This is a genomic window from Mycobacterium sp. (assembly GCF_049608025.1).
Taxonomy (GTDB): domain Bacteria; phylum Actinomycetota; class Actinomycetes; order Mycobacteriales; family Mycobacteriaceae; genus Mycobacterium.
On sequence record NZ_JBMYXC010000002.1, the window covers coordinates 144,445 to 170,923 of the forward strand.

27 protein-coding genes are annotated in these 26,479 nt (G+C 66.6%); 21 read left to right on the top strand and 6 right to left on the bottom strand.

Annotated elements, in window-relative coordinates:
• The first annotated feature begins 3 nt into the window (after positions 1–3).
• From ACPGXI_RS01520 to ACPGXI_RS01545, 6 genes are all read left to right on the top strand, one after another.
• Entirely contained in the window at positions 4–852 is an 849-nt protein-coding gene (locus ACPGXI_RS01520; protein ID WP_526649081.1) for an acyl-CoA thioesterase, read from the top strand.
• A 47-nt stretch (positions 853–899) separates the two neighbouring features.
• Complete coding sequence (gene proC / locus ACPGXI_RS01525) at positions 900–1,769, top strand: pyrroline-5-carboxylate reductase (protein WP_526649083.1); 870 nt, start codon at positions 900–902, stop codon at positions 1,767–1,769.
• Between the two features lie 143 nt (positions 1,770–1,912).
• Entirely contained in the window at positions 1,913–2,176 is a 264-nt protein-coding gene (locus tag ACPGXI_RS01530; RefSeq protein WP_526649085.1) for a helix-turn-helix domain-containing protein, read from the top strand.
• A 131-nt stretch (positions 2,177–2,307) separates the two neighbouring features.
• Complete coding sequence (locus ACPGXI_RS01535) at positions 2,308–2,409, top strand: 30S ribosomal protein bS22 (RefSeq protein WP_003402602.1); 102 nt, start codon at positions 2,308–2,310, stop codon at positions 2,407–2,409.
• 29 nt (positions 2,410–2,438) lie between these two features.
• Positions 2,439–3,539 carry an SDR family oxidoreductase gene (locus ACPGXI_RS01540; protein ID WP_526649087.1) on the top strand — a complete coding sequence of 367 codons (1,101 nt, stop codon included), beginning with the start codon at positions 2,439–2,441 and terminating at the stop codon, positions 3,537–3,539.
• Between the two features lie 33 nt (positions 3,540–3,572).
• A complete protein-coding gene (locus ACPGXI_RS01545; RefSeq protein ID WP_526649089.1) occupies positions 3,573–4,649 on the top strand; it encodes a lysophospholipid acyltransferase family protein in 1,077 nt (358 codons plus the stop codon).
• A gap of 10 nt (positions 4,650–4,659) precedes the next feature.
• On the opposite strand, the gene ACPGXI_RS01550 is transcribed toward ACPGXI_RS01545, so the two are convergent.
• Together ACPGXI_RS01550 and ACPGXI_RS01555 are read right to left on the bottom strand one after the other, a co-directional pair.
• Positions 4,660–5,199, bottom strand: coding sequence for an FAS1-like dehydratase domain-containing protein (locus ACPGXI_RS01550; RefSeq protein ID WP_526649091.1), 540 nt, complete (start codon positions 5,197–5,199; stop codon positions 4,660–4,662).
• A 106-nt stretch (positions 5,200–5,305) separates the two neighbouring features.
• Positions 5,306–6,247, bottom strand: a complete 942-nt coding sequence (locus tag ACPGXI_RS01555; RefSeq protein WP_526649093.1) for an HAD family hydrolase — start codon at positions 6,245–6,247, stop codon at positions 5,306–5,308.
• 39 nt (positions 6,248–6,286) lie between these two features.
• On the opposite strand from ACPGXI_RS01555, the gene ACPGXI_RS01560 reads away from it, so the two are divergent.
• The 6 genes from ACPGXI_RS01560 to ACPGXI_RS01585 all read left to right on the top strand — a co-directional run bounded on the left by ACPGXI_RS01560 (position 6,287) and on the right by ACPGXI_RS01585 (position 12,339).
• On the top strand, positions 6,287–6,541 hold the full coding sequence (locus tag ACPGXI_RS01560; protein WP_526649095.1) for a glutaredoxin family protein: 255 nt from the start codon (positions 6,287–6,289) through the stop codon (positions 6,539–6,541).
• A gap of 147 nt (positions 6,542–6,688) precedes the next feature.
• The gene (locus ACPGXI_RS01565) at positions 6,689–8,107 is read left to right on the top strand and encodes a glutamyl-tRNA reductase (RefSeq protein ID WP_526649097.1); all 1,419 of its coding nucleotides are present in this window, start codon (positions 6,689–6,691) and stop codon (positions 8,105–8,107) included.
• A 26-nt stretch (positions 8,108–8,133) separates the two neighbouring features.
• Positions 8,134–9,069, top strand: coding sequence for a hydroxymethylbilane synthase (hemC, locus tag ACPGXI_RS01570; protein ID WP_526649099.1), 936 nt, complete (start codon positions 8,134–8,136; stop codon positions 9,067–9,069).
• Positions 9,066–10,850 carry a bifunctional uroporphyrinogen-III C-methyltransferase/uroporphyrinogen-III synthase gene (locus ACPGXI_RS01575; RefSeq protein WP_526649101.1) on the top strand — a complete coding sequence of 595 codons (1,785 nt, stop codon included), beginning with the start codon at positions 9,066–9,068 and terminating at the stop codon, positions 10,848–10,850. Before hemC ends, ACPGXI_RS01575 begins: the two co-directional genes overlap by 4 nt.
• A gap of 20 nt (positions 10,851–10,870) precedes the next feature.
• The gene (gene hemB / locus ACPGXI_RS01580) at positions 10,871–11,851 is read left to right on the top strand and encodes a porphobilinogen synthase (RefSeq protein WP_526649103.1); all 981 of its coding nucleotides are present in this window, start codon (positions 10,871–10,873) and stop codon (positions 11,849–11,851) included.
• Positions 11,852–11,976: 125 nt separating this feature from the next.
• Complete coding sequence (locus tag ACPGXI_RS01585) at positions 11,977–12,339, top strand: hypothetical protein (RefSeq protein ID WP_526649105.1); 363 nt, start codon at positions 11,977–11,979, stop codon at positions 12,337–12,339.
• A 77-nt stretch (positions 12,340–12,416) separates the two neighbouring features.
• Here the strand turns inward: ACPGXI_RS01585 and ACPGXI_RS01590 are convergent, their stop codons facing one another.
• Positions 12,417–12,857, bottom strand: coding sequence for a hypothetical protein (locus tag ACPGXI_RS01590; protein ID WP_526649107.1), 441 nt, complete (start codon positions 12,855–12,857; stop codon positions 12,417–12,419).
• Positions 12,858–13,032: 175 nt separating this feature from the next.
• On the opposite strand from ACPGXI_RS01590, the gene ACPGXI_RS01595 reads away from it, so the two are divergent.
• The 6 genes from ACPGXI_RS01595 to ACPGXI_RS01620 all read left to right on the top strand — a co-directional run bounded on the left by ACPGXI_RS01595 (position 13,033) and on the right by ACPGXI_RS01620 (position 16,925).
• The gene (locus tag ACPGXI_RS01595; protein WP_526649109.1) at positions 13,033–14,025 is read left to right on the top strand and encodes a nitroreductase family protein; all 993 of its coding nucleotides are present in this window, start codon (positions 13,033–13,035) and stop codon (positions 14,023–14,025) included.
• A gap of 77 nt (positions 14,026–14,102) precedes the next feature.
• Positions 14,103–14,570, top strand: a complete 468-nt coding sequence (locus ACPGXI_RS01600) for a hypothetical protein (RefSeq protein WP_526649111.1) — start codon at positions 14,103–14,105, stop codon at positions 14,568–14,570.
• Complete coding sequence (mce1N, locus tag ACPGXI_RS01605) at positions 14,567–15,088, top strand: transport-regulating membrane protein Mce1N (protein WP_526649113.1); 522 nt, start codon at positions 14,567–14,569, stop codon at positions 15,086–15,088. Before ACPGXI_RS01600 ends, mce1N begins: the two co-directional genes overlap by 4 nt.
• Entirely contained in the window at positions 15,085–15,354 is a 270-nt protein-coding gene (locus ACPGXI_RS01610; protein ID WP_526649115.1) for a hypothetical protein, read from the top strand. Before mce1N ends, ACPGXI_RS01610 begins: the two co-directional genes overlap by 4 nt.
• Positions 15,355–15,472: 118 nt before the next feature.
• A complete protein-coding gene (locus ACPGXI_RS01615) occupies positions 15,473–16,345 on the top strand; it encodes an oxygenase MpaB family protein (protein ID WP_526649117.1) in 873 nt (290 codons plus the stop codon).
• On the top strand, positions 16,332–16,925 hold the full coding sequence (locus ACPGXI_RS01620; RefSeq protein ID WP_526649119.1) for a TetR/AcrR family transcriptional regulator: 594 nt from the start codon (positions 16,332–16,334) through the stop codon (positions 16,923–16,925). Before ACPGXI_RS01615 ends, ACPGXI_RS01620 begins: the two co-directional genes overlap by 14 nt.
• Positions 16,926–17,045: 120 nt before the next feature.
• Here ACPGXI_RS01620 and ACPGXI_RS01625 read toward each other — a convergent pair whose 3' ends face one another.
• Positions 17,046–17,438 (bottom strand): nitroreductase family deazaflavin-dependent oxidoreductase, encoded by a 393-nt coding sequence (locus tag ACPGXI_RS01625; protein WP_526649121.1) that lies wholly within the window; start codon positions 17,436–17,438, stop codon positions 17,046–17,048.
• A 22-nt stretch (positions 17,439–17,460) separates the two neighbouring features.
• Here ACPGXI_RS01625 and ACPGXI_RS01630 point away from each other — a divergent pair, with 22 nt between their 5' ends.
• The gene (locus tag ACPGXI_RS01630) at positions 17,461–17,847 is read left to right on the top strand and encodes a nitroreductase/quinone reductase family protein (RefSeq protein ID WP_526649123.1); all 387 of its coding nucleotides are present in this window, start codon (positions 17,461–17,463) and stop codon (positions 17,845–17,847) included.
• 6 nt (positions 17,848–17,853) lie between these two features.
• Here ACPGXI_RS01630 and ACPGXI_RS01635 read toward each other — a convergent pair whose 3' ends face one another.
• Positions 17,854–19,095: a PucR family transcriptional regulator gene (locus ACPGXI_RS01635; RefSeq protein ID WP_526649125.1), complete on the bottom strand. Its 1,242-nt coding sequence runs from the start codon at positions 19,093–19,095 to the stop codon at positions 17,854–17,856.
• Between the two features lie 134 nt (positions 19,096–19,229).
• Here ACPGXI_RS01635 and ACPGXI_RS01640 point away from each other — a divergent pair, with 134 nt between their 5' ends.
• Entirely contained in the window at positions 19,230–20,771 is a 1,542-nt protein-coding gene (locus ACPGXI_RS01640) for a flavin-containing monooxygenase (RefSeq protein WP_526649162.1), read from the top strand.
• 40 nt (positions 20,772–20,811) lie between these two features.
• On the opposite strand, the gene ACPGXI_RS01645 is transcribed toward ACPGXI_RS01640, so the two are convergent.
• The gene (locus tag ACPGXI_RS01645; protein WP_526649127.1) at positions 20,812–22,023 is read right to left on the bottom strand and encodes a class I SAM-dependent methyltransferase; all 1,212 of its coding nucleotides are present in this window, start codon (positions 22,021–22,023) and stop codon (positions 20,812–20,814) included.
• A gap of 967 nt (positions 22,024–22,990) precedes the next feature.
• Between ACPGXI_RS01645 and ACPGXI_RS01650 the strand changes: the two genes are divergently transcribed.
• On the top strand, positions 22,991–26,479 hold a 3,489-nt coding region (locus tag ACPGXI_RS01650; protein WP_526649129.1), incomplete at its 3' end, for a hypothetical protein.

Here is a 26,479-nt window from a genome sequence, read left to right on the forward strand (position 1 = left end):
CACATGACCAGTTCCGCCCTGTTCGCCGACGCGATGACGCTGACCTCAGCGGGCGACGGGGTGTACGAGGGCGTGCTGAACGAACACTGGACGATCGGGCCGAAGGTGCACGGCGGCGCGATGCTGGCGCTGTGCGCCAACGCGGCCCGCGCCGAGTTCGGCTCCGACGGCGCCGAACCGATCGCGGTGTCGGGAAGCTTCCTGTCGGCGCCAGATCCGGGCCCTATGCAGGTGGTAACGACGGTGCGCAAGCGTGGCCGGCGGGTGGGCCTTGTCGACGTAACGCTGCAGCAACGCGAACGCGGCGATGGGCGCTCGCCCCGAGAGCAGACCAGGACCGCCCTGCGCGTCGCGATCACGATGGGCACCCCCGAACACCACGTGCCGCCCCTCCTGTCGGTCAACCCGGTGGTGTCCCTGATGACTCCGGACCCGCCGCCGGGCCTCGAACCGATCGGGCCGGGCCATCGGATGGCCGACGTCGTACACCTGGCGCACGGTTGCGATATCAGGCCGTCGCTGACGACTTTTGCGCCCCGGTCGGACGGCGGACCGCCGGTGATCGAGTACTGGGTGCGGCCCAAAGGCGCCGCCCCGGACCTGTTGTTCGCCCTCCTGTGCTCCGACGTGTCGGCCCCGGTGACCTGGGCCGTCAATAGGTACGGGTGGGCCCCGACGGTGCAGCTGACGGCCTACCTGCGTGCGCTGCCGGCCGACGGCTGGCTGCGGGTGATGTGCTCCACGACCCAGATCGGTCAGCAGTGGTTCGACGAAGACCACACCGTGGTCGACTGCGAGGGGCGCATCATCGTGCAGAGTCGTCAACTGGCGATGGTGCCGCCCAACGCGTGAGGTGGCCCGGCGTCTGATCCCGGCGCCGCCGTGCAATGCTTTCCGGCATGGCCAGAATCGCGATCATTGGCGGTGGAAGTATCGGCGAGGCGCTCCTGGAGGGACTGCTCAGCGCCGGAAGACAGGTCAAGGACCTGGTCGTGGCCGAGCAGGATCCTGCGCGCGCGAAGTACCTCTCAGAGAAGTACTCGGTGTTGGTGACGACAGTCGCGGACGCGGTCGGCACGGCCGCCTACGTTGTCGTCGCGGTCAAGCCCGCGGATGTGGAGGACGTTCTGGGCGAGATCGCCGCGGCCGCGGCCCAACTGGAGAGTAATGCTGCCGAGCAGGTTGTCGTCACGCTCGCGGCCGGGATCACCACTGCCTACTACGAGAACAAGCTGCCCGCCGGTTCGGCGGTCGTGCGGGTCATGCCCAACGCGCCGATGAAGGTCCGTGGCGGAGTCAGTGCGCTTGCCTCGGGCCGATTCGCCACCGACGAGCACGTCAAGGAGGTCTCGACGCTTTTCCGGGCGGTTGGTGAGGTGCTCACCGTGGACGAGGCCCAGATCGATGCCGTTACCGCGGTGTCCGGGTCGGGGCCCGCGTATTTCTTTCTGATGGTCGAGGCGCTCGTCGATGCCGGGGTGGACGCCGGCCTGAGCCGGTCGGTGGCCACCAAGCTGACGATGCACACGATGGCGGGATCGGCCGCCATGCTCCTCGATCGCCACGACGCCGCCCCACCCGACGGCGACGCGGAGATGGTGCTGGCGGCCGATACCGCGGCCGCCCAGCTTCGCGCCACCATTACCTCGCCGGGTGGCACTACCGCCGCTGGTCTGCGCGAACTCGAACGAGGCGGTTTGCGGGCAGCTGTGGCCAACGCGGTGAATGCCGCCAAACAGCGCTCTGAGCGGCTCGGAAATTACACTTGAGTAGTTAATCAATTTCGAACTGATTACCCCACACCCGTCGCAGAAACCCCACCTGCCACGCTATTCTCCCATTGGTAAGCACGGGTTGGTGCCAACGGTGGGGAAGCCGCTGGAACTGCCTGCGCCTGATGGATTGGGTTGCGATGACGTCTATGAACGGGCCGTCGGCGCGGGATTCGGCCAACGGAAAGTCGGCTCCTGATGCCGGGCAGACCGAAGACCAGCCGCCTCGAGCGCAATTTCTGACTGTGGCCGAGGTGGCGAGCCTCATGCGGGTCAGCAAGATGACCGTGTACCGACTGGTGCACAACGGCGAACTGCCCGCAGTGCGGGTGGGGCGTTCGTTCCGCGTGCATGCCAAGGCAGTTCACGACATGCTTGAGAGTTCGTACTTCGACGCGGGCTGACCCTGTTTGCGGATGCCAGCGCATCCGTTTTTCGCTAACCCGGGCCGCCCGGGTAGGATGACTGGTCGAGACTGACATCGACACCAACGGTGTCCGAAAGATCGTCACAACAACTTTAGGTAGCGGAGTTCATGGGTTCTGTCATCAAGAAGCGGCGCAAGCGCATGTCGAAGAAGAAGCACCGCAAGCTACTGCGTCGCACCCGGGTGCAGCGTAGAAAACTCGGCAAGTAGGTCCTCCGGCCCATCGTTAGGCTGTCCCGATGGATTCTGCGGGCCGATCCGGGGGAAACTCCGGGGGATCGGACGTTCCCGACACACTCGACTATCCCAAGGTCGTTCTGGTTACCGGCGCATGCCGATTCCTGGGCGGCTATCTCGTCGCGCGCTTGGTCCAGAACCCGTTGATCAATCGCGTCATCGCGGTGGACGCGATCGCGCCGAGCAAAGATCTGCTCCGCAGGATGGGTCGAGCGGAGTTCGTCCGCGCTGACATTCGCAACCCGTTCATCGCCAAAGTCATCCGCAACGGGGACGTCGACACCGTGGTGCACGCCGCGGCCGCGTCCTACTCGCCCCGCGCCGGCGACCGGACGGCGCTCAAAGAGCTCAACGTGATGGGTGCTATTCAGCTGTTCGCGGCCTGCCAGAAGGCGCCGGCGGTGCGCCGCGTCGTCCTCAAGTCGACATCGGAGATATACGGCTCCAACTCCCGGGACCCGGTGCTGTTCACCGAGAGCAGCAGCCGTCGTCGGCCGCCCGGGGAGGGGTTCGCTCGCGACAGCATCGACACCGAGGGTTACGCGCGCGGCCTCGGTCGGCGCCGACCCGACATTGCGGTCACGATCCTGCGGCTGGCCAACATGATCGGTCCGGCTATGGACACCGCCCTGTCCCGTTACCTCGCCGGTCCGGTGGTGCCCACGATCATCGGCCAGGACCCGCGACTGCAGCTCCTGCATGAGCAGGATGCGCTCGGCGCGCTGGAGCGGGCCACGGTGGCCGGTAAGGCGGGCACCTTCAATGTCGGTGCGTCGGGAATCATCATGATGAGCCAGGCCATTCGAAGGTCGGGGCGGCTGGCGCTGCCGGTCCCGCGTTCGACCTTGGTGGCCGCGGATTCGCTGTGGCGCGCGGCCCGCAACACAGAATTCCATCGCGAGCAACTCGATTATCTGAGTTACGGGCGCGTCATGGATACTACGAGGATGCGCGGCGAACTCGGCTACGAGACCAAGTGGACGACGGCCGAAGCTTTCGACGACTATGTGCGCGGGCGTGGACTGACGCCTATCATCGATCCGCGCTGGATCCGGTCCGCCGAGGACCGCGCGGTTTCGGCGGCTCAGCGCTGGGGGCGCTAGACTTCACTTCGAAAAGCAGGATGGCGAGAGGAAATGCCAGTGGCGGGTGAACCACGAGCGAAAGTGATTCCGCTGCACTCGAATTCGGGACGCAGCGGAGCTGCGCGCCGGACGACGGCGCTGCGTGTCGATCGTTCGCGTCGACATCCGTCGCTGCTGGCCGAACCGGGCAACCACGCGTCGGCCGAGCAGATCGCCGCCGTGGTACGCGAAATCGATCAGCACCGAGGCGTTGGCGCGGAGGGGCCGCCCGAGGCCGGGGTGCCCAACGAGCTCGCCAAGGGCATCGCCGCGGTCGCGGAGTTCGTGCGCAAACGCATGGTGGGGGACTACGACGTCGACGAGTTCGGCTTCGATCCACACCTCAACGACGCAATATTCCTGCCTTTGCTCAGAGTGTTGTTCAAATCATGGTTCCGCGTCGAAGTCAGCGGCGTTGAGAACCTGCCGGAGTCCGGTGCTGCGCTGGTGGTGGCCAACCACGCCGGTGTCCTGCCGTTCGACGGGCTGATGACGTCGGTCGCGGTGCGGGACAACCACCCGACGGGGCGTGATCTTCGCCTGCTGGCAGCCGACATGGTGTTCGACATGCCGATGGTCGGTCAGGCCGCCCGCAAGGCGGGTCACACCATGGCGTGCGCCGACGATGCCCACCGACTCCTGGCGGCCGGGGAACTGACGGCCGTCTTCCCCGAGGGGTACAAGGGTCTGGGAAAGCACTTCAAGGACCGCTACAAGCTCCAGCGTTTCGGCCGCGGCGGATTCGTGTCCGCGGCGCTTCGCACCAAAGCGCCGATCGTGCCGTGCTCCATCGTCGGTTCCGAAGAGATCTACCCGATGGTCGCCGACGTGAAGTTGTTGGCGCGCATTCTGGGCCTGCCGTACTTCCCGATCACACCGTTGTTCCCGTTGGCAGGTCCGTTGGGCATGGTTCCGCTGCCCTCGAAATGGCACATTCAGTTCGGCGAGCCCATCGACACCACCGATTACGACGAGTCGGCGGCCGAAGACCCGATGATCACCTTCGAGTTGACGGACCAGGTGCGCGAGACCATTCAGCAGACGCTCTACCAACTGCTGGCTAATCGCCGCAATATGTTCTTCGGATAGCGGAGTTCGTCTAACCTTTCCGGGCGCTTTGACCGGCAATCATTTTGGCGATGGCCTCGTCCCGCCCGGCGGCGACCTTCGCGGTGATCTCGTCGGCCTCGCCCTCGTGCTCGGCTTCACCCAGGATGGTCACGATGCTGGTCAGTATCGGGTTGCCGTCGTCGTCGGTGACCTCGCCGCGAACCTCGGTGAGGATCGCGCCGTGTGACTCGATGACCGAATCCAGATAGGAGTCGAACCACAGCTTGTCACCGGCCAGGATCGGCCGGTGGAAGGTCAGCTTCTGATCGCGGTGTAGCACCCGCTCCAGGTTGATCGGGAGGTCGAATTGGTTGAAGATCTCCTGCTGCACGCGCCGACCGGCCACCGCAACGAATGTCAGCGAAGCGACCAGCGCGTCGTATCCATACTCGCCCGCCGCCTCCTCGGTGAAGTGCGCAGCATGGTCGTCCTTGACCGCGAGGGCGAACTCGCGGATCTTCTCCCGGTTGACCTCGAAATAATCCGGATACCGGTAGTGGGTTCCGATGATGTTCTCAGCGATGCTCATGCGTGATCCGCTTCGCTCCTCGCTAGATGCTCATGCCGACGGCATTTCCGTTTCTCAGGTAGCGGCGCGAGCCTATCAGCGTGCGATTCGCGGCCCCGCGCGCTCACTACCGTTTGTCGCGGCGTGACACCGCCGCTGCCAGAGCGCCGCCGGCCGCGCCCAGGGCCAGCGCCGAGGGAACTCCGATCCGCGCTGCTTTGCGGGCGGTGCGGAAGTCGCGGATCTCCCAATCGCGCTGACGGGCCACATCACGCAGGTCGGCGTCTGGATTGATGGCCACCGCGGTGCCGACCAGCGACAGCATCGGCACGTCGTTGAAGCTGTCCGAGTACGCCGTACAGCGGCGCAGGTTCAGTCCCTCGCGGATGGCCAGCGACCGCACCGCATGCGCTTTGCCGCTACCGTGCAGTATTTCGCCCACCAGCCGGCCGGTGAACACGCCGTCCACCGATTCGGCGACGGTCCCCAGAGCGCCGGTGAAACCCAGCCGCCGCGCGATCGTCGCTGCCAGTTCGTACGGCGTCGCGGTGACCAGCCAGACCTGCTGGCCGGCGTCGAGGTGCATCTCTGCCAGCACCCGGGTGCCCGGCCAGATCTTGTCGGCGATGATCTCGTCGTAGATCTCCTCGCCGAGTTCGACAAGCTCGGCGGTGGACCGACCCTCGATGAATGCCAGCGCTTTGCGTCTGCCCGCGGCGACGTCCTCGCTGCTCTCCCGTCCGGTGAGCTGGAATTTGGCCTGCGCCAGCGCGAACCGTGCCAGGTCCTTGTAGGTGAAGTACTCGCGGGCGGCCAGGCCACGGGCGAAGTGCACCAGCGAGGAACCGTGCACCAGCGTGTTGTCCACGTCGAAGAATGCCGCTGCGGTCAGGTCAGGTGGCGGCGGGGGAGGATTTACCGCCTCGTCCCACTCCAGGTCCGACTCCTCGTCCAGTTCCGAGTCCGGCTCCAGGAGCCCGTCCGCGGCGACCTCGGCGCTGGCGTCACCGGCAAGTTGCTGCTCTGGGCCGTCACCATCGGTGACCTCGCTCTCCCCGGTAGTGGGCATGCTGACAACTTTAGGTCACTTGGCGGCGATACTGGGTGGATGGACCGGCAGGTGCAGTTGCTCACCCGTGAGGGATGCCCGATGTGTCTGGCTGCCCAGAGGCGACTTGCCGAGTTGGCAGGCGAACTGGCCTTCGGTCTGGTGGTAACCGACGTCGATGTCGCTGCGGCTGGCGGCGACAACGCGCTGCGCGCCGAATTCGGTGATCGGCTCCCCGTGGTGTTGTTGGACGGCTCTGAGCACAGTTATTGGGAGATCGACGAGCCCAGGTTGCGGGCCGACCTCGCCCGCTGAGCAACCCGCCCGGTTGTCTACCGCAGTTTATTCCGGCAGACGGAGCACGGCCGAAGGCGTGCTGGAATACAGTTCCGCAACAGGGGTTGCGCAGATTTGGTGGCCCAGCAGTTCAACGACTACCGTGGACCACGTGGTGAGGGAGCCATGAGCGTATTGCTTTTCGGGGTTTCGCACCGCAGCGCGCCGGTGTCGATCCTCGAGCAACTGAGCACTGATGAGGCCGATCAGGGCAAGATCGTCGACCAGGTGCTCGAATCGCCGCTGGTGACCGAGGCCATTGTGCTCTCCACCTGCAACCGCGTCGAGGTCTACGCCGTCGTCGACGCGTTCCACGGCGGACTCTCCGCGATCGGGCAGGTGCTCTCCGAGCACTGCGGTATGCCGCTGAATGATCTGACGAAGTACGCCTATGTCCGCTACGCCGAAGCCGCCGTGGAGCATCTGTTTTCCGTCGCCAGCGGCTTGGACTCCGCGGTGATCGGTGAACAGCAGGTTCTCGGTCAGGTCCGGCGGGCGTATGCCTGTGCGGAGGCCAATCACACCGTGGGCCGTATCCTGCACGAGCTGTCGCAACGCGCCCTTTCGGTGGGCAAGCGCGTGCACTCCGAGACTGGGATCGACGCCGCGGGTGCCTCGGTGGTGTCCGTCGCACTCGACATGGCCGAGAAGAAGCTGGGCTCGCTGGCCGGGTGCAACGCTGTGGTGATCGGGGCCGGTTCCATGGGCGCCCTGGCGACCAAGCAGCTGGCGCGGGCGGGCGTCGAGCGGGTGGCTGTGATGAACCGGTCGCTGCCCCGTGCCCGCCGCCTGGCCGATAACACCTGCGAACTGGGGATGACCGCTGTCGCGCGTCCCCTCGATGACATTGCCGCGGTTCTGGCTGATGCCGACCTGATCGTCTCCTGCACCGGCGCGGTGCGTCCGGTGGTCTCGCTGGCCGACGTGCACCGGGCGCTGTCCTCGCGTGAGCAGCCGGGCGCAGGCCCGGCCTCCGGCCGACCGCTGACGATCTGCGACCTCGGCATGCCGCGTGATGCCGACCCCGCCATCGCTGGGCTGCCCGGCGTGTGCCTGATCGACATGGACCGGATACAGCGGGAGCCGTCAGCGCGCGCAGCCGCCTCCGACGCCGATGCAGCTCGCGCCATCGTCGCCGCCGAGGTGGCTGACTATCTGGCCGGGCAGCGTATGGCCGAGGTGACGCCGACGGTGACAGCGCTGCGTCAGCGGGCCGCCAACGTGGTCGAGTCCGAGTTGCTGAGGTTGGACAACCGCCTGCCCGGACTGCAGTCCATTCACCGCGACGAGGTCGCCAAGACCGTGCGCCGTGTCGTGGACAAGCTCCTGCACGCACCGACGGTGCGGGTAAAGCAGTTGGCCAGCACTCCGGGCGGTGACAGCTACGCCGAGGCCCTGCGCGAGCTTTTCGAACTCGACCAGCAGGCAGTTGACGCCGTCGCCGCGGCCGAGCTGCCATTGGTCGCCGGTGTAGACGACATCGCGCAGCGCGCTGGGCGTGACGAGTTCACCTCAGTGACAACCGATCTCGGCAAGACCGAGTAACGCTCCTGCGTCCTGAAAGCCATTTAGTGATCCGAATAGGGACCCGGGGTAGCCTGCTGGCGACAACCCAGGCCGGTGTGATCAGAGACGCTCTGGTCGACCGTGGCCATTCGGCTGGGTTGGTGATCGTGTCCACCGCTGGAGATCGCTCCGCCGCCCCGATCGCCGACATCGGCGTCGGGGTGTTCACCGCCGCACTGCGCGAGGCGATCGCCGACAGCACCGTCGACATGGCTGTGCACTCCTACAAAGATTTGCCCACCGCAACCGACTCGCGTTTCGTGATCGCGGCCATCCCGGCGCGTGCGGACGCCCGTGACGCCCTGGTAGCGCGGGACGGACTGGTGCTCGGAGAGTTGCCGGTGGGGTCGGTGATCGGGACCTCTTCACCCCGGCGGGCCGCACAGCTTAGAGCACTGGGTCTCGGTTTGGAAATCTGCCCCCTACGAGGCAACCTAGACACCAGGTTGAACAGGGTAAGCAGCGGTGATCTCGACGCCGTCGTCGTGGCCCGGGCGGGATTGGCCCGCATCGGTCGCCTCGACGCTGTCACTGAGACGCTGGAACCGGTACAGATTTTGCCGGCGCCGGCGCAGGGGGCTTTGGCAGTCGAGTGCCGCGCCGGTGACACGGCGCTCGCGGAACTGTTGGCGGATTTGGACGACGCCGACACCCGAGCGTCGGTCACCGCGGAGCGAGCCTTGCTCGCCGAACTGGAGGCGGGGTGCTCCGCACCGGTAGGCGCGATCGCAGAGGTGGTCGAGTCGATCGATGAGGACGGCCGAGTCTTCGAAGAGCTGTCGCTGCGCGGCTGCGTGGCGACGCTGGACGGATCCGAAGTGATCCGTGCGTCCGGTATCGGGGCACCCGGTCGGGCACGAGAGCTTGGGCTCTCGGTGGCCGCGGAGTTGTTCGAGCTGGGGGCACGCGATTTGTTGGACGAACGCGGGAGAGATAGATGACTCGCCAGCTGAGCCTGCGAGGGCGCAAGGGCAAGCCCGGTCGCATCACATTCGTCGGCTCTGGGCCCGGGGATCCGGGTCTGTTGACTACACGTGCTCGCGCCGTACTGGCCAGCGCCGCGCTGGTATTCACCGACCCTGACGTGCCCCAAGCGGTGCTCGACCTCGTGGGGTGTGAGCTGCCGCCGCCATCGGGGCCGCTACCTGCCGGGGCGAATGAGGCGGCGCCCACCGGGGCGAATGAGGTGGCGCGCGGCGGGGCGAATCAGGCGGACAAGACGTCCCGGAACGCCGGCCGGGCCGCGATGTCTGCCGGCAAGGGCAGGCCGGCCGAGGTGCCGGGCGCGGTGATCCCCGGCGGCCCCGATGTGCGACCCGCCCTGGGCGAACCTGCCGAGGTCGCCAAGACGCTGGTGACCGAGGCCCGGACCGGCGTGGACGTCGTTCGGCTGATAGCCGGCGATCCGCTGTCGGTCGATGCGGTGATCACCGAGGTCAGTGCGCTCGCCCGGACCCAGCTGACCTTCGAGATCGTTCCCGGACTACCCGACACCACTGCCGTGCCCACCTACGCGGGATTGCCGCTGGGATCTGCGCACACGGTGGCCGATGTGCGCGGTGACGTCGACTGGGCGGCGCTGGCCGCCGCACCGGGACCGCTGATTCTGCACGCGACGGCGTCGCATCTACCGGAGGCGGCGCGCACGCTCATCGAGTACGGGCTGGCTGACAGCACGCCTACTGTGGTGACGGCCAACGGCACCACCTGTCAGCAGCGTTCGGTCGAGACGACGCTGGCCGGCTTGCTCGATAAGGCCACCCTCACCGCTGCCGGTTCTGATGGCGTACCCGCCGCCAGTGCGGCCGGGCCGTCCCCAGCTGACGCGGGGACCCTGGTGGTGACCATCGGACGGACCGTCGCCAACCGCGCGAAGCTGAACTGGTGGGAGAGCCGCGCCCTGTACGGGTGGACCGTGCTCGTGCCGCGCACCAAGGATCAGGCCGGTGAGATGAGCGAGCGCCTCGTCGGTCACGGTGCCCTGCCCATCGAGGTGCCGACGATCGCGGTCGAACCGCCGCGCAGCCCCGCCCAGATGGAACGGGCAGTCAAGGGTCTGGTGGACGGACGCTTTCAGTGGGTGGTTTTCACCTCCACCAACGCGGTTCGCGCGGTATGGGAGAAGTTCAACGAGTTCGGGTTGGATGCCCGCGCGTTCTCCGGTGTGAAGATCGCCTGCGTCGGCCAGGCCACCGCCGACCGGGTGCGTGCCTTCGGTATCAACCCGGAGTTGGTGCCCGTCGGCGAGCAGAGCTCGCTGGGCTTGCTGGACGAGTTCCCGCCCTACGATGACATTTTCGATCCGGTCAACCGCGTGCTGCTGCCACGCGCCGATATCGCCACCGAGACACTAGCCGAGGGTCTTCGCGAACGCGGTTGGGAGATCGAGGATGTCACGGCATACCGCACGGTGCGCGCTGCGCCGCCGCCCGCCCACACCCGCGAGATGATCAAGACCGGCGGCTTCGACGCGGTGTGCTTCACGTCGAGCTCGACGGTGCGCAACCTCGTGGGTATCGCCGGTAAGCCGCACGCCCGCACGATCGTTGCCTGCATCGGACCCAAGACCGCTGAAACCGCAGCGGAATTCGGCCTTCGTGTCGACGTGCAGCCCGAGGTGGCAGCGGTGGGGCCGCTGGTCGAGGCATTGGCCGAACACGCCGCCCGCCTGCGGGCCGAGGGCGCTTTGCCGCCGCCGCGGAAGAAGAGCCGCCGCCGGTAGCTGAGAGGGGACGGCGTTACATGCCTTATCCGAGCCACCGGCCCAGGAGGCTGCGATCTACCCCGGCCATGCGCCGGCTGGTCGCCGAGACTTCGCTGGAGGCAAGGCATCTGGTCCTGCCGATGTTCGTCGCCGACGGCATATCAGAATCGCGGCCGATTTCTTCCATGCCCGGCGTCGTTCAGCACACCCGCGACTCGCTGCGTCGGGCAGCGGCCGACGCGGTTCAGGCGGGCGTGGGTGGGCTGATGCTGTTCGGGGTGCCCAGGGCAGAGCACAAGGATTCTCTGGGCACCGTGGGCACCGACCCTGACGGCATCCTCAACGTCGCACTGCGGGATCTGGCCAAGGACCTCGGTGACCAGACAGTTCTGATGGCCGATACCTGCCTCGATGAGTTCACCGACCATGGCCATTGCGGTGTGCTGGACGACCGGGGTCGAGTCGACAACGACGCAACCAACCGTCGCTATGTCGAGCTGGCTGTGGCACAAGCAGATTCGGGCGCACACGTGGTAGGTCCCAGTGGGATGATGGACGGCCAGGTCGGCGCTATCCGCCAGGGCCTCGACGCCGTCGGGCACGCCGAAACCGCGATCTTGGCTTATGCCGCGAAGTTCGCCTCGGGCTTCTATGGGCCGTTTCGTGAGGCGGTGGCCTCCAGCCTGGACGGTGACCGCCGCAGCTACCAGCAGGAGTCCGGCAATGCGCGCGAGGCGCTACATGAGGTTCAACTCGACATCGACGAGGGCGCCGACATCGTGATGGTCAAGCCCGCGATGGCCTACCTCGACGTGGTGCGAGCCGCCGCCGATCTATCACCGGTTCCGGTTGCCGCTTACCAAGTTTCCGGTGAGTACTCGATGATCACCGCAGCGGCTGCCAACGGGTGGATCGACCTGCGCACCGTCGTGCTGGAGGCGCTTACCGGCATGCGGCGTGCCGGTGCCGGAATCGTGCTGACCTACTGGGCGGCCGACGCCGCCCGTTGGCTGTCGTGACCGGCGCGCAGCCGAACCCGCCACCCGGGTCATCCCCCGCCCGTCCACCCGGGTCATCCCCCACCCGTCCACCCGGGTCATCCCCCACCCGTCCACCCGATGTCGACACCGGGTTCTGGCTCTGGGTGGTTTCGCTGCCGTTGATGGTCGTCGGCTACGTCATCGATGTGTTGACAGCCCAGGAGCGTGCGTCGGCATTGGTGCTGGCGATCAACGGCTTGTTCCTGGTCGTTGTGGCCGCGGTCGTCGTGGCATTTCTGATCCTGATGAGGTACGGCTACCGCTGGGCACGGGCGCTTTTGACCGGTGGTGCGATCGCTGCGGTGGCTTTCAGCGTTTCCAGTCTGTTCACCGCCGAGCGTCCTGACGGCTTGGCCGTCGGTTACGCCGCCAGCGCGATCTTTGGATCGGTACTGATCGTCGGCGGTGTTTTCCTGCTGCACCGCCGCGACGCCAACGCTTTCTTCGCCGGCGAACCGTCGCGCTGATCCCTACGTCGATCCGAATGTCGCGGATCCGCCCGTCGTTGACGGGTTCCAGGCCGACCCTCCGCCCAGCAACGGCCTCAGGTGGTCAGCATCACGATGCCGCCGACGAGCAGTGCGACCACCTTGACGAGTTCCAGCCCGACATAGACGTAATGGGCGCGGGATCGCTTGGTGGGGCCCTCGGCGGCCGCTGGGCTAGCCAATACCGCATTGGATCGGCGGCTCAGCTGGGGCCGCACCGCGACGATCTGGACCGCCAGGGCGGTAATGGCGATGGCTATCGCCGCGGTCGCGCCCGGAGCCGGTGTGTCGGTCACTGCCGCCACGATGATGGTGAGCGCTAGCAAGACTTCCATGGTGTTGAGAGCGCGGAAGACCAGGCGGCCGATGCCCAGACCGATCTTGAGAGTGACGCCGGGCGCCCGGAACTTCAACGGCGCCTCCACGAACGAGATCGCCAGCACCATGCCGAGCCAGGTGAACAGCGCGGCCACGGTCACGGCGCCACCGCCGGTCATGCCGCACCCCGAGCCTGAACCGATTGGTCGGCCGCGTATTCCGGCACGGCCGTCCCGGTGGACTCAGGTGTGTCGGCCGTCGGGGGCTTGATGGTGGGCGACATTTCGATGAGCTTAGTCACCGGGCCTGGAGGGATACCGTTGATCTTCCGACATGAAGTAGGTCCAGTGCGGTATGACAGGAAATATGCCGGAGGCCAACGTCATCGAGGACGTCGTGGCACTGGCGTGTCGGGCACCGTCGGTGCACAACAGCCAACCGTGGAAGTGGGTCGTCGACGGCTCGGTCGTCAGTCTGTTCGCGGACCGTGAGCGGTTGGTGCCTGCCATCGACAGCACCGGCCGGGAGATGATCCTCAGTTGTGGCGCGGCGCTCGACCATTTCTGCCTCGCGATGGCCGCCCTCGGTTGGAAAGCCACCGTCGACCGCTTTCCGGACGGGATGGATCTCGGTCGCGTCGCCGCAGTGGAACTGAGTCCGTCGTCGGGCGTCGATGCCACCCTGAGTCGGCGGGCGGACGCGATTCACCGCCGCCGTACAGATCGCCTACCGCTCGCTGCTCCACGCGGTTGGGCGGCACTGGAATCGACGCTCCGGGGCTTCGTCGACGGTGAGGTCGTGACGCTCGCGGTGGTGGCCGACGGTGACCGCTCGCAATTGGCGGAGGCTTCTCGGCTCACCGAGGGCATCCGCCACCAGGACCCTACCTACCTGTCCGAATTACGCTGGTGGACATCGCCTTTCACGTTGGACGAAGGGGTCCCGCCGAGCGCCCGGATATCTGCAGCTGAGGCGGAGCGGGTAGATATCGCGCGAGAGTTCCCGACGACCGGCTACGGAGAACGCCGGTCTCAGGTCAGCGCCGATCACTCCAAGATCATCGTGCTGTCCACTTCCTCAGATGTTCCGGACTCCAGGTTGGCGGTATTGCGGTGCGGCGAAGCCCTCTCGACCTTGTTGCTGGAGTGCACCGTCGCCGGCCTGGCGACATGCGCATTGACCCACCTGACAGAGGTCGAACCGAGCCGGCGGCTCATCGGCGAACTCACCGGACAGTCCGGGCTGCCCCAAGTGCTGATCCGCGTTGGACAGACACCGGTCGCTGGTGAACACCCACGACCCACGCCCCGGCGGCCAGTGGCCGAGGTTCTGCGGTTCGGCACCTGACTCGGAGACGTCCTCGGTCCTGCGCGCCGCCGCACCCGAGTTCCGCCTGCGCGCTGGTTCGCTACGCTGACCCGACAATGTCCACCCCATCTCCGACCGCACCATTGCCCCAGCCGTCGCATCGGCCCCGTCTTGTCGACGCCGCCTTCTGGTGCTTCATCGGCGGAGCGGTGGTCATGATCGTCGGTGGGCTGATGGCGTCTTCGGCCACCTTCGAGGCTGCTCGCGCGGCGATCGACGCCACCGTGACCGACGAGCAGGTGCGCAGCTATCTCAACCTGTATCGAATCGTTGGGATAGGTTCGGTGCTGGCGGCAGGAGCCCTGGCCTTCCTTGCCGGCCGGGCCCGGCGGGGTGACGCCCGGTTCCGCCTTGCCTTGCTAGGACTCACTTTCGCCACGGTCGTGGTGCTGGGGCTGCTCGCGGTCGGCGTCGGTTTCGTGCAGCCGCTCATCGTGCTGGCGCTGTTGCCGATTCTGGTGGGAGCGGCGCTACTCAGCTTGCCGACGGTGCGCACTTGGTATGAGTCGCAGGGGTCACGGTGACCGGGGGCGAGGCAGCTGCCGGCAGTTCCCGAGACTCGGAGCCGCCGGAGGTACTGCTCTACCACGAAAGGGGTGCCAGCTGGCTTTGGCTGCTGGCAGGTCCGTTGGCCGGTGTCGCGATGGCGCTGATCCAGTGGTCGGCCGGCTACGGAATCCAGTGGGCTATTCCGGCCTTGTTCTTCGTACTCGTCCTGGGGTTCCTGGCGATCCAGGTCAAGGCCGTCCGGATGCATACTTCGGTCGAATTGACCGTCGACTCGCTGCGTCAGGGGCGCGAGACCATCCTCACCAGGGAGATTGTGGAGATCTATCCAGAGGCCAGTGGCCAAGAAGTGCCGAAGTGGCAGAGTGCGCGGGCGCTGGGCGAGCTCACCGGAGTACCGCGCGGACACACCGGAATCGGTCTGGCGCTGACCGGTGAGCGCACCGTGCAGGCATGGGCGCGCAAGCCCCGGAAGATGCGAGCCGCCCTGACCAACCTGGTCGAGGAGCGCATCCCGCCGGAGTCGACGCAATGACGTCTTGGCGTGCGGTCGTCGAGCTGCTGCTGGCCGGAGCTGCCGCCGTGGCCTGTGTGCTGAGTTGGCGGGCGGCGGGCACAGAGGTGGCGGTCGCGCCGGTGCTCGAGGGCGAGCCCGCGACGACATCGATGGAGTACTACCCACCACTGCTGACACTTGCGCTGCTGCTTGCTACCGCAGCCGGGGTGCTCGCCGTCTTGGGCGTGGCTCGCTTGCGCCGCGGGGTCTCGGTCCGGGTGGCTCACCTGCGCGCCCCGGAATAGCGTTCCTGGTTGCTGCCAAGGCTGATTCGCAGCCCTGTCTTCCCTATCGCGGCATCGCTGGGGAATACCGGCCGCATCCCTGTTGGAACAAAGTGCAGATTATGTAACACTGTGACGCATGACGGAGTTGGCCGAACATCCCGAGAACGTCGATGACGCGCTGCCGCTCGGTCCGAGCTCGCTGGTCTGGCGATACTTCGGCGACAACCGCATGTACCTGATCGGCCCGCGGCCCGCGGTGCTGCAGAACATGCTGGCCGAGCTGGGGCAGGGCGTGTATGACCACTCGACGTTCTTCGCCGACACCGCTGAACGGCTCAGGCGGACCATCCCGCCGATTTTCAACACCGTCTACGGATCCGACGATGAGAACGCCGGACTGCAGGTTCGCGACTTCCACCACCACGTCAAGGGTGAAATGCCCGGCAGCGATGGTGGTGGCACCGGTCGCTATCACGCGCTGGACCCGGACACCTATTTCTGGGCGCACGCCACGTTCGTGGAGCAGAACTTCTACTTCGCCGATACCTTCGTCAAGCCGCTGACCTACGCCGAGAAAGAGCAGCTTTACCGCGAGTCCAAGACCTGGTACCGGCGTTACGGTGTCAGCGAGAAGCCGATGCCGGCCACCTACGCCGAGTTCGAGCAGTACTGGGACCGGATGATGAACGAGGTCCTCGTTGCCCACCCGTCGGCCAAGTACGGCGTCGGCTACGTCACCAAAGGGTTCCCCAGGCCCGAGGCGGTCCACCCGCTGCTCTGGCGGCTTGTCGCACCCGTGTTCAACCCGCTGGCGGGCTTCCTGACCACCGGCGGCCTGCCTCGGCGGGCCCGGGAGCTGCTTCAGTTGCCGTGGACGGCCAAGCAGGAGCGCCGATATCAGCGATTCGCCGCGCTGTGTCGGTCGCGGCCGGTGAACTGGGTCTGGGAGCATCTGCCGATGCGCGTGCGTTACAGCGGCTACGCAGTCAAGGGCTATGCCCGGTCCTGAGCGGGCTACCGAGCACATCCTCGTCGCCGCAGTCGTCGAGTTCGAACGGCACGGCTTCCGTCGTGTCGCTCTCGACGACGTCGCGCGGCGGGCGGGGGTCAGCCGGACCACCATCTATCGGCGCTTCGCCAACAAGGACGAGCTCGTCGGTGCGGTCATCGAGCGCGAGAACGTGAAGCTGTTCGCCGATATCGCCGCTGAGCTCAGCCAGGCTGGGCCGCAGTCGAACTACTATGTCGAGGCGTTCACGCTGTCGATCCTGAAGTTCCGCAGGCACCGGGTGCTGCACCAAATGATCATCGACGAACCGGGCCTGGTGCTCGAACTCGTCGGCCGATATCACCGGGCGGCGATTGACCGCATCGCCGAAGCGTTGCGCATCATCTTCGCCCCGGGCTTCGCCGAGCGCATCGGCCCCGATGCCGTCAACGAACTCGCGGACTGCATTCTGCGCTATGCCGCCATGGTGCTGTTGCTGCCGAGCCTGCAGCCGCTGCAAACCGCCGATGACATCCGGGTGTTCGCGCACCGACACTTCCTGCCCAGTCTGCCCGCAGCGCTGCGGGCCGTCCCGGCGTGAGGTGTTTAGCCAGGTCACGGACGGTTGCCCGGATGCCTATGTTGGCTTGGTGACAACCCTGGACCAGATCGGGCCGGGTTCTATCGATCCGGCTCTGTCGCACCGGACCGAGATGGCGAGTCAACCGCGCAAAAAGAGCACCGCCGACTCGAATGGCAGCCGCGGGAACAGTGGTCGCATCAGCCCGGTCACCGACCGGGCCGCGTCAGCCTTGGACATCACCGTGGGGTCGGTGACCCGAAATGACTTGCCGTGGCGGCGCATGGTGCCGCCACCGGCGGCGGTCACGTTCTTCAGCCAGTCGCGGTCGGGCCCGTAGGTGAGCAACACTGCCACCGCGTCCTGACCGTCGATGCTGGCGTTGAACACCGTCAACGGCGTTCGGTAGCTTTTCCCGGACCGGCGTCCGACGTGCTCGAGGATGCCCATCGTGGGAGCCCACCCGGCCCACATCCGCTGGATCGGGTTGGTGACATGACGGTTGAACCGGGCCAGCCATTGCGGGAGTTGCATGCAAGCCATCACACTCTTTGTCATGGCCTATCTCAAGCCCCCCTGGTTCGTGGCGAAAGTGTTCAACAGGTTCGCGATGGCTACCGGTGTCGGCAACAGCGAGTCGCTGACGGTGACAAAGCGAGGCAGCGGGCTACCGCAGCGCATCCCGGTTGTTGTGCCGGAGGTGCACGGCGTGAAATACCTGGTGTCGACCCGCGGCGAGTCTCAGTGGGTGAAAAACGTCCGCGCCGAGCCGCGCGTCACTATTGGCTCGGAGACATATCTCGCCACCGAGATCCCCGTCGACCAGCGGGCGCCGATCCTGGCCGCGTACAAGCCCAAGGCCGGCAGGGTGGTCGAGGGCTATTGGCGGGAACTGCCCGAGGACGCTGATCACCCGGTATTCGCGCTGACGCCCGCGAGCTGAAGCACGTCAGCTTCGGTCTAAACCGCGCCAGTGAAGTACCTCGAGGGCGATCGCAACGTGCACGGTGCACTGAGCCAGGGGCGTCGGCAGCAGCTCATCGGCGCGGGACAGCCGGCGCAGCAGAGTATTGCGGTGTAGATAGAGACGGGCGGCGGCACGCGACGCGTTGCACTGCTCGGCGATGAATGTCCTTAGCGTGTCGTGTAATTCGGGATCGGCGTATTCGAGATCGCCGAGCACTCGTTTGGTGAAGCCGGCCGCCCGGTCGACGTCGGCGGTAATCAGTGCGACCAGCTGAATGTCGGCGAAGAACACAAGCTGTTGCGGTGAGTGCAGACGCGCCATCATCTGCTGGGTGGTGAGAGCGTCGAAATGGCTGCGCCGAAAACCCTCGACGCCGTCGCCGGTCGATCCGACCGCGATGCGGACGTCGTTTACCGGCCCGATCGACCGCAGCATCGCGGCGGTGTCGAGGGCAGTTTTCGGATCGGCGGCGACGCTACCTGGCACCCACACCCAGCGGGTCGCGGTGCTGGCCAGCACACTCAGCGGACGGCCCGCCCCGGCTGCGTGTCCCAGAACTTCAAGAGCCCGCTCAAGCCGAGTCGCGTCCACGTCGGGGTCCTCACTCCAGATGACGGCCGCAGTGTGGGTGCCGGTCAGCGCATAGCCCAGGCGAGCCTCGGCGCGGGAGCGGGGAATGGGTGCGCCGTCGAGGAGCAGCGCGACAGTTTCGCGGCGTTGCGCGTGCGTGCCGCGGGTGAGCTCGTCGCGTTCAACTTCGATCTGGGCGGCGATGCGCGCCAGGGTGGCGTCGATGAACGAACTGATCGACCGCGAACACACGTCGAGAAGTTCGTGTAGCTCGGTGGGGTCCTCGGTCAGTTCGAAGGCGATCTCCATGAGGCGCCGGTAGGCGACACCCTCGCCGACCCGGTAGGCATCCAGGGACAGCGCATCGAGCCCCCGGCGCACCATCTCGCGCGCAATGATCAGTGGTTCGGGTCCGGTGTTCGGGGGCACCGGCGCCCCGGGGTCACGGACGTTGGCGGTACCCCAGAAAAACAGGTTGGCCCTGTTGCTGCGACTGACTGCGGCGGCCAGTTCGGGATCCGAGGCGATGATCGGGCTAGCCCCGAGCACGGCCTCGTCGAGTTCGTCGAGCCATTCCGGGCGTGCGTTGACCGTGATTTGTGCGCATTGTCGAAGTAGCTCCCGGACCGGGGCAGAAGGGAACGTCCAAGGCATCTGACCACTCTAGATAAGTGGTGCAAAATGCACTGCTACGACGAATAGATCAGGGCGATATGACCTTGGTCGGAGCGCCGGAAAACGAGACCATGAATTCATCGCTTCCCTACCAGCGCCAGGAGTCACCACCGATGAGCTTCTCAGCCAATACCCCCGAACACCTTGATGTGCTGATTGTCGGCGCCGGGATCTCCGGTATCGGCGCTGCGTATTACCTGCAGCGCGAACATCCGGGCCGCAACTACGCGATCCTGGAGGCGCGCGGGGCAACCGGCGGTACGTGGGACCTGTTCCGTTACCCCGGCATCCGCTCGGACTCCGACCTGCACACCTTCGGATACGAGTTCAAGCCGTGGCGCGACGATGACGCGATCGCCTCCGCCGACAAGATTCTGGCCTACCTGCGCGAAACCGCCGCCGAGAACCGCATCGACGAAAAGGTCCGGTTCCACCACAAGGTGCTCGGCGCGGCATGGTCGAGTGCCGATGCGCGCTGGATCGTCGACATCGAGCGCACCGACACGGGCGAAGGGGGCGTCGACGGGGATCCAGAACTGGTGCAGATCAGCGCTAACTGGCTGTTCAGTGCGGGTGGCTACTACCGCTACGACCAGGGCTACACCCCGCACTTCGAGGGTCGCGAAGACTTCGCCGGGCAGATCGTGCATCCCCAGCATTGGCCCGAGGATCTTGACTACACGGGCAAGAAGGTCGTCATCATCGGTAGTGGCGCCACCGCGGTCACGATGGTGCCCGCCATGGCCGGAAAGGCCGGGCACGTCACCATGCTGCAGCGCTCCCCGAGCTACATCATGCCGGTGCCGTCCAAGGACGTGTTCGCCAATACGGCCAAGCGCGTACTCGGTGACAAGCTCGGCTTTGCGCTGGCCCGGCGCAAGAACATCGCCAAACAGCGTTTCGTGTACCAGTTCTGCCAGAAACATCCGGGTGCGGCCCGCCGACTGATCCGTCGCCTCAACGCCCAGCAACTACCCGACGGGTACCCGGTGGACGAACACTTCAGCCCCGACTACAACCCCTGGGACCAACGGCTGTGCGCGGTGCCCGACGGCGACATGTTCGCCGCGATCAGCAACGGCAGCGCCTCGGTGGTCACCGACCGCATCGCCACGTTCACCGAAACCGGAATTCGGCTGGAGTCTGGCCGGGATCTGGACGCCGACATCATCGTCACCGCAACCGGCTTGAACATGCAGGCCTTCGGCGGATTATCGCTGACCGTCGACGGCAGGCCGGTCAATCTGGCTGACACCGTGGCCTACAAAGGCATGATGCTCTCCGGTGTGCCGAACTTCGCCTACGCGGTCGGCTACACGAACTCCTCGTGGACGCTGAAGGTCGGCCTACTGTGCGAGCACCTCTGCCAGTTGCTGACCCACATGGACGCGCACGGATACGACACCGCCCGACCCGAGCTCGACGACCCGGGCATGGAAACCCGTCCGTTCATGGACTTCGCCGCCGGCTACGTCCAGCGTGCGGCCAGCCAGCTGCCCCGCCAAGGCTCCGGGCGACCGTGGCTCACATCGATGGGCTACCACGACGATGTGCAGCTGCTACGCAACGGGTCCGTCACCGACCCCCAGCTGAAGTTCACCGCCGCGGCCGATGCCGTCCTCCATGGCGCCGATACCGCGATGGTGTGCGTGTGAGGCGTGGCCTGGAATCACAGGCTGCTGTTGATGGCTTTATCTAGATGGCCATATCTAGATAGTCGCTTCGCCATAGCGCCTGGATCAGACTGCGGCCCAGTTCTTCGACGTTGGCGATGCCGTCTTGGGACAGTATTCCGCTTTGTGCGATCCGTTCAGTGAGCTGGCGAATGGTGCGCTGTCCGTCGATGTGTTGAACGAAGGCCAGCTGAGTTGGGTTCAGCGGGGTGCGCCGCCCGCCAGGTCCAACGATGTCGGAGCCGTTGATGCTGCAACGTAAACGCAGATGCGGCACGTAGCTGAGGCAGGCGTTCGAGGAAAAATCGATTGCGTAGGTCTCGGTGGGTCGGTCCGGCCGGCAGGCGATGAAGAAATGGCAGCCATTGGTTGTGTTGATGCGTTCCATCACCGACCACGCTTGGGCGTCAGGCAGCGCGTCCAGGGCTGCGCTGAACCCGTCCCTCGGTGCGGTGAGGCGGGGCGGGTAGTAGTTGTTCTTGTAGAACCAGTCCTGAAATTCGAGGCCGGCCGTGGCGACCAGCTCCAGGCAGTCCTCGACGGTGTAGCTACGGTCGCGGCCGTGCAGGAACGTATCCACCAGACCGGCGTCGAACCTCAGATCCGGCGCGATGTTGAGATAGCTGCGGAGGGGGTGCGCCTGGGGCAGGCGCGCGATCGTCTCCTTGACGATGCTCACTGACGCGTCGTCCTGGCGTAGCCCTAGATCACGAAAGACCGCTTGCATCATTTCGACGCCGATTCGGCCGACTTTGGCGTAAAGCATCACCGCCAGCGCGCCATCGCGGCGCAGGCACTCGGCGAGCACGTTCATCCCGACCGCTGGTTCGGCCAGATGGTGCAGGACCCCGGTGGAGACGATGAGGTCGAAGTCGCGCTCCAGAGTCGGTAGCTCTTCGATCGGGAGCAGGTGCAACTCGAGGTTCGACAACTTGTGTTTGGCTTTGAGATATCGCTGATGATCAAGCGACGCCTGGCTGATGTCGACCGCCACCACCTTGGCGGCGGGGTTGGTGTAGGCGAACACCGCTGCCTGATTGGTGCCGCAACCGGCGATCAAGATGTCGAGATCGGGTCGGTAATCGCGATCGGGCCACAAGATCCGATGAGCGTGGCTGGGATCGAACAATTGCCAGTTGTTCCTCAGCCACGGGACGAGGTCCTGTATCGGGGCGGGATAGGTCCATTTCTCGTACTGACGTGAGACAACATCGTCGCGTGGATTGTCGCTCATCTCAGGTCTTGCTCCTTCGCGGTGAAACGCTTCGATTGTGTTGGTCGGGCCGGGAGCCCTCAGGTGCGTTTGAGCACCGGCACCGGAAACATGTGCTCGGTTTCTGTCCGGTGGAGGCTGTCGTACAAGCCCACGCTATAGATGCCTTCCGATTGCACTCTCATCGGCAGATGGTGAGCGAAAACTCGGAACTTGACATTCTGCGGCGGGTTGTCCGGCCAATCCCAAGCGAACTCTAGAGTGCCGACTCGTTCACCATCGGGTGCGGTGGCCCTAATGACTTTGCGCGAGGCGTAGTTGGTGCCGCACGCACTGCAGACGGCCACCACCACCGGGATGGTGATGTGGTTGGGGAATCCCTCAGACCACGGGGTTGTCGGAGTGTGCGCTCCCCAGGGCGTGAGTGCATCTGTAGTTCTCGGAGACACCCTGATGCTCAGCCTCCCGGTAGGCAGCATAGACATCGACCGCGGTGATCTGGCTTTGATGAGCAGCAGCAGATCGAGTAGTGGCTCACCGACGCTGGGCAACCGATCGACCGGTTGTTGGCCGAAGCCGAATGCGGGTGTGTTGGTGGGGGTTCTTGCTCTGGAAAACAGCGGTGAACAGCAAACTCGGGCATTCGCAAGGCCTCGATCCTCAGCACCCGGCGGTCAAGCGCTGGCAAACTCCGGAAAAAAGCTGAGAAAATCTCAGACACTTGTCGCGAAATGATAACGACGCCCGTCACCTCCCCGTAACATCACTGGAATCTTGTGGGCAGAACCCTGCAAAACAACCCCGGGGGAGTAAGGACGACATGACTAACAGCAATGCTTCTGAGGCCACGTTCGACGACGGAAGTTCTGCCAGGTCAGGTCGTCACCGCCGGGTCACAACCGGTTGGTTCGGGGTTCGTCGCATCGAGTCCGGTGCTCGGGTGTTGCCGAAGCCTGCGCCGTCGGGTCATGCCGGTTACGTAGGACGGGTGGGCGCTCTAGCGGTCGCTTTGGGTATCGGCGCGGCGATCGCGTCGGTGCCAGGGGTCGCGTTTGCCGATACCACCGGTTCGGGAGGGTCGACGGGTTCGTCGTCTTCGTCGGGTTCAGATTCGTCGGGTGCGGGGGACTCGTCGGATTCAGACTCGTCGGGTTCGGGGGATTCGTCGGGTTCGGGCGATTCGTCGGATTCCGACAGTGATGCTTCGGCGGACGGCGGGGTTGCCGGGGCTTCCGATGCCGATGATGCCGCTGATGAGGCTGCGGCCGCTGAAGAGGCCGCTGATGAGGCTGCGGCCGCTGAAGAGGCAGCGGACGAGGTCGTTGATGAAGCTGCCGATGAAGCTGCAGAAGACGCCGCTGACGAGGTCGTTGATGAAGCTGCGGATGACGCCGCTGACGAGGACGCCGATGAGGCTGTGGCTGACGACGAGGCCGTCGATGCCGAGCCTGATGCCGATGTCATCGAGGATGCCGATGCCGATGCCGATGCCGGTGCGGGTGCCGATGCGGGTTCGGATTCGACAGAGGTCGTCGAGGAGGCGTCGGCCGGGTCCTCGGGTTCGGTTGTTGAGGTTGAGTCGGGTCCGGTAGTTGAGCCGGCCGTTGTTGAGGACGATGCGCCGTCTGCGTCGGTGGCGGAGTCGCCGGTGTTGGTGAGCGACGGTTCGTCGTCGTCGGGTGCGTCGTCGGTGGTGCTGTCGACCTCGCCGGATGAAGATGTGGCCGAGCCAGTGACGGACGAGGTGACATCGACTGAGGAAGCGACGAGCCCGTTGGGCCGTTTGGGGTCGCTGCTGTCCTCGTGGTTGGGCTTGGACCGGCGGGCCTCTGACAGTGGCCCTGTTGATCCGCTGGCCGCGCCGTTGATGTGGGGTGCCGCGGCGGTGGCGCGTCGTGAGGTGGGCCCCAGCGCCAACGCCGACGTGAGCCTGTTCGGGATAAAGCTGTTTGGTGACGGCACCGCCGATGATCCCAATGGCGGCATTTTGATCGGTAACGGCTTCAGCTTTGATGCCGTGTCGTGCGCGGGTCTGACGGCCTGTGATGGCGGCAATGGCGGGTTGCTCGGCAACGGTGGTGCGGGCTTCAACGGCGGTAACGGTGGTTCGGCGGGCTGGTTCGGCAACGGCGGTGATGGTGGGGCCGGTATCCCCGGCGGTGCGGGCGGCAACGGCGGCACCGGCGGGTTGTTCATCGGTAACGGCGGTAATGGCGGTGCCGGCGGTGCGGCGGTCGTTGGTGCCGGCGGCGCCGGTGGCAACGGTGGGGACACCGGTTTGTGGTCGCTGTCGGGTCGCGGTGGTGACGGCGGTGCCGGCGGTGATGGGGTCACGGCTGGCGGTGCCGGCGGCGAGGGTGGTAGCGCGGGGCTATTGGCATTCAGTAGCGACGGTGGCGATGGCGGTGCTGGCGGTGACGGTGCCACCGGTGGGGCCGGTGGTGCCGGCGGTGACAGTGCGTGGTTCCTCGGCACCGCCGGTGCCGGCGGGAATGGCGGTGATTCCACGGGCGACGGTGCTGACGGTGGCAATGGCGGTGCTGGTGGCAACACCGGACTGTTGTCGGTGTCCGGTGATGGCGGTGCCGGCGGTAATGGTGGCGCCGGCGGCGACGGCGTCGACGGTGTGGACGCGGTGTTGCCCGGCACTGATGGTGGTGACGGCACTGCCGGCGGCAATGGCGGCAATGGTGGTGCCGGCGGGGCGGGCAGCTTCGTGTTCGGTGGCGGCGGTAGCGGTGGCCTCGGCGGCGCTGCTGGTAACGGTGGTAATGGTGGCAGTGGCACTGACGGTGCCGATGCAGTCATCGCTGGTAACGCCGGCGGCAACGGCGGCAACAGCGGGGCTGGCGGTGACGGTGGTGTCGGCGGCGCCGGCGGTGACGCCGGCGCGGGCCGGATCCTGCTGTTCGTGCCCCTCGATGGTGTGAACGGGGACGGCGGGGACGGCGGCAGCGGCGGCAACATGGGCGCAGCAGTCGGCAATGGCGGTGACGGCGCGGACGCGGTCGTCGCGGGCAACGACGGTGGGGCCGGCGGCAATGGCGGCAACGTCGGGGACGCCGGTACCGGCGGGGCCGGCGGGGCAGCGGGCACCGGTGGCACCGGCGGTACAGCCGGCAACAGCGGCTCTGGTGGAGAGTCCCAGGGTGACGGCGGCAACGGCGGCAACGGCGGTAACGGCGCAGCGGGCGATGACGGCTCCGATGCGGCGCTTCCCGGTGGTGACGGTGATGCCGGCCAGGCCGGCGGTGCTGGCGGCGCTGGCGGGGCCGGCGGGGCGAGCGGAGAATTCAACGGCTTCGGCGGTAACGGCGGAACCGGCGGCAACGGTGCTCTCGGCGGTAACGGCGGCAACGGCGCGGACGGCGCTGATGCCCTGCTTCCCGGCGGTGACGGCCAGGACGGTGGAAACAGCGGTGCAGGTGGGGCTGGCGGCGCCGGCGGGGCCGGCGGCAACGCCGGCACCGGCACGAGCGGTCCGGGCACCAACGGCACTGGCGGCACCGGCGGTTCCGGCGGTGACAGTGGCACGGTTGCCGGTAACGGCGGGGCCGGCTTGGCCGCGGTCCTCGCGGGCAACGACGGTGGGGCCGGCGGAGCCGGCGGATCGATCGGAGCCGCCGGGGCACTGGGCGCCGGCGGTGCGGTCGGCACCGGAGGCAGCGGTGGTGCTGCCGGCAATGACGGTACGGCCGGCGAGTCGACTGGAAACGGCGGTGCGGGCGGGGCCGGTGGTGACGGCGCTGCGGGTGATGTCGGCGCCGATGGTGCGAATCCGGGCGACGCGGGCGAAACCGGCCAGGCCGGTGGCGCTGGCGGCGCCGGGGGCAATGGTGGCGCGGGCGGAACCGACGTGGGTGTCGGTGGTGACGGCGGCCTCGGCGGCAACGGGGCTCTCGGCGGTAACGGCGGCGACGGCGCCGATGGCGCTGATGCTGTGCTTCCCGGCGGTGACGGCCAGGATGGTGGCGACAGCGGTGCCGGTGGAGCAGGCGGAGTCGGCGGAGCAGGCGGCAACGCCGGTGCTGGTGGCACCAGTGCCGGCAACAACGGCACCGGCGGTGACGGCGCGGACGGCGGCGACAGCGGTGCGTTCGCTGGTAACGGTGGCAACGGCGGGGACGCGGTACTCGCAGGCAACACCGGTGGGGCCGGCGGAGCAGGCGGCGACATCGGAGTTGGCGGGGCGGCCGGTACCGGAGGTGCGGCTGGCACCGGAGGCAACGGAGGCGCGGACGGGGCCGACGGCCTCGACGGTCTCTCGGTCGGCGGCGGAGGTGACGGCGGCAATGGCGGCATGGGCGGTACCGGCACGACCGGTGTCGACGGTGTCGACGGGACCGGAGATGACGGCGGGACCGGTGGGACCGGTGGAACCGGTGGTGCGGGGGGCGCCGGTGGTGCGGGAGGAACCGACCTTGGGTTCGGCGGTGATGGCGGGACCGGCGCTGTTGGCGGTACGGGTGGCAACGGC

What these genes read in the sequence shown, in the direction of transcription:
- ACPGXI_RS01565 (WP_526649097.1), top strand. Translation starts at nt 6,689, where the DNA reads ATGAGCGTATTGCTTTTCGGGGTTTCGCACCGCAGCGCGCCGGTGTCG.
- hemB (WP_526649103.1), top strand. Translation starts at nt 10,871, where the DNA reads ATGCCTTATCCGAGCCACCGGCCCAGGAGGCTGCGATCTACCCCGGCC.
- ACPGXI_RS01590 (WP_526649107.1), bottom strand. Translation starts at nt 12,857, where the DNA reads ATGACCGGCGGTGGCGCCGTGACCGTGGCCGCGCTGTTCACCTGGCTC.
- ACPGXI_RS01600 (WP_526649111.1), top strand. Translation starts at nt 14,103, where the DNA reads ATGTCCACCCCATCTCCGACCGCACCATTGCCCCAGCCGTCGCATCGG.
- ACPGXI_RS01620 (WP_526649119.1), top strand. Translation starts at nt 16,332, where the DNA reads ATGCCCGGTCCTGAGCGGGCTACCGAGCACATCCTCGTCGCCGCAGTC.
- ACPGXI_RS01630 (WP_526649123.1), top strand. Translation starts at nt 17,461, where the DNA reads ATGGCCTATCTCAAGCCCCCCTGGTTCGTGGCGAAAGTGTTCAACAGG.
- ACPGXI_RS01635 (WP_526649125.1), bottom strand. Translation starts at nt 19,095, where the DNA reads ATGCCTTGGACGTTCCCTTCTGCCCCGGTCCGGGAGCTACTTCGACAA.
- ACPGXI_RS01555 (WP_526649093.1), bottom strand. Translation starts at nt 6,247, where the DNA reads ATGCCCACTACCGGGGAGAGCGAGGTCACCGATGGTGACGGCCCAGAG.
- ACPGXI_RS01530 (WP_526649085.1), top strand. Translation starts at nt 1,913, where the DNA reads ATGACGTCTATGAACGGGCCGTCGGCGCGGGATTCGGCCAACGGAAAG.
- ACPGXI_RS01550 (WP_526649091.1), bottom strand. Translation starts at nt 5,199, where the DNA reads ATGAGCATCGCTGAGAACATCATCGGAACCCACTACCGGTATCCGGAT.
- ACPGXI_RS01560 (WP_526649095.1), top strand. Translation starts at nt 6,287, where the DNA reads ATGGACCGGCAGGTGCAGTTGCTCACCCGTGAGGGATGCCCGATGTGT.
- ACPGXI_RS01535 (WP_003402602.1), top strand. Translation starts at nt 2,308, where the DNA reads ATGGGTTCTGTCATCAAGAAGCGGCGCAAGCGCATGTCGAAGAAGAAG.
- ACPGXI_RS01640 (WP_526649162.1), top strand. Translation starts at nt 19,230, where the DNA reads ATGAGCTTCTCAGCCAATACCCCCGAACACCTTGATGTGCTGATTGTC.
- ACPGXI_RS01615 (WP_526649117.1), top strand. Translation starts at nt 15,473, where the DNA reads ATGACGGAGTTGGCCGAACATCCCGAGAACGTCGATGACGCGCTGCCG.
- ACPGXI_RS01595 (WP_526649109.1), top strand. Translation starts at nt 13,033, where the DNA reads ATGACAGGAAATATGCCGGAGGCCAACGTCATCGAGGACGTCGTGGCA.
- ACPGXI_RS01545 (WP_526649089.1), top strand. Translation starts at nt 3,573, where the DNA reads ATGCCAGTGGCGGGTGAACCACGAGCGAAAGTGATTCCGCTGCACTCG.
- ACPGXI_RS01540 (WP_526649087.1), top strand. Translation starts at nt 2,439, where the DNA reads ATGGATTCTGCGGGCCGATCCGGGGGAAACTCCGGGGGATCGGACGTT.
- ACPGXI_RS01645 (WP_526649127.1), bottom strand. Translation starts at nt 22,023, where the DNA reads ATGAGCGACAATCCACGCGACGATGTTGTCTCACGTCAGTACGAGAAA.
- proC (WP_526649083.1), top strand. Translation starts at nt 900, where the DNA reads ATGGCCAGAATCGCGATCATTGGCGGTGGAAGTATCGGCGAGGCGCTC.
- ACPGXI_RS01610 (WP_526649115.1), top strand. Translation starts at nt 15,085, where the DNA reads ATGACGTCTTGGCGTGCGGTCGTCGAGCTGCTGCTGGCCGGAGCTGCC.
- ACPGXI_RS01520 (WP_526649081.1), top strand. Translation starts at nt 4, where the DNA reads ATGACCAGTTCCGCCCTGTTCGCCGACGCGATGACGCTGACCTCAGCG.
- ACPGXI_RS01575 (WP_526649101.1), top strand. Translation starts at nt 9,066, where the DNA reads ATGACTCGCCAGCTGAGCCTGCGAGGGCGCAAGGGCAAGCCCGGTCGC.
- ACPGXI_RS01625 (WP_526649121.1), bottom strand. Translation starts at nt 17,438, where the DNA reads ATGCAACTCCCGCAATGGCTGGCCCGGTTCAACCGTCATGTCACCAAC.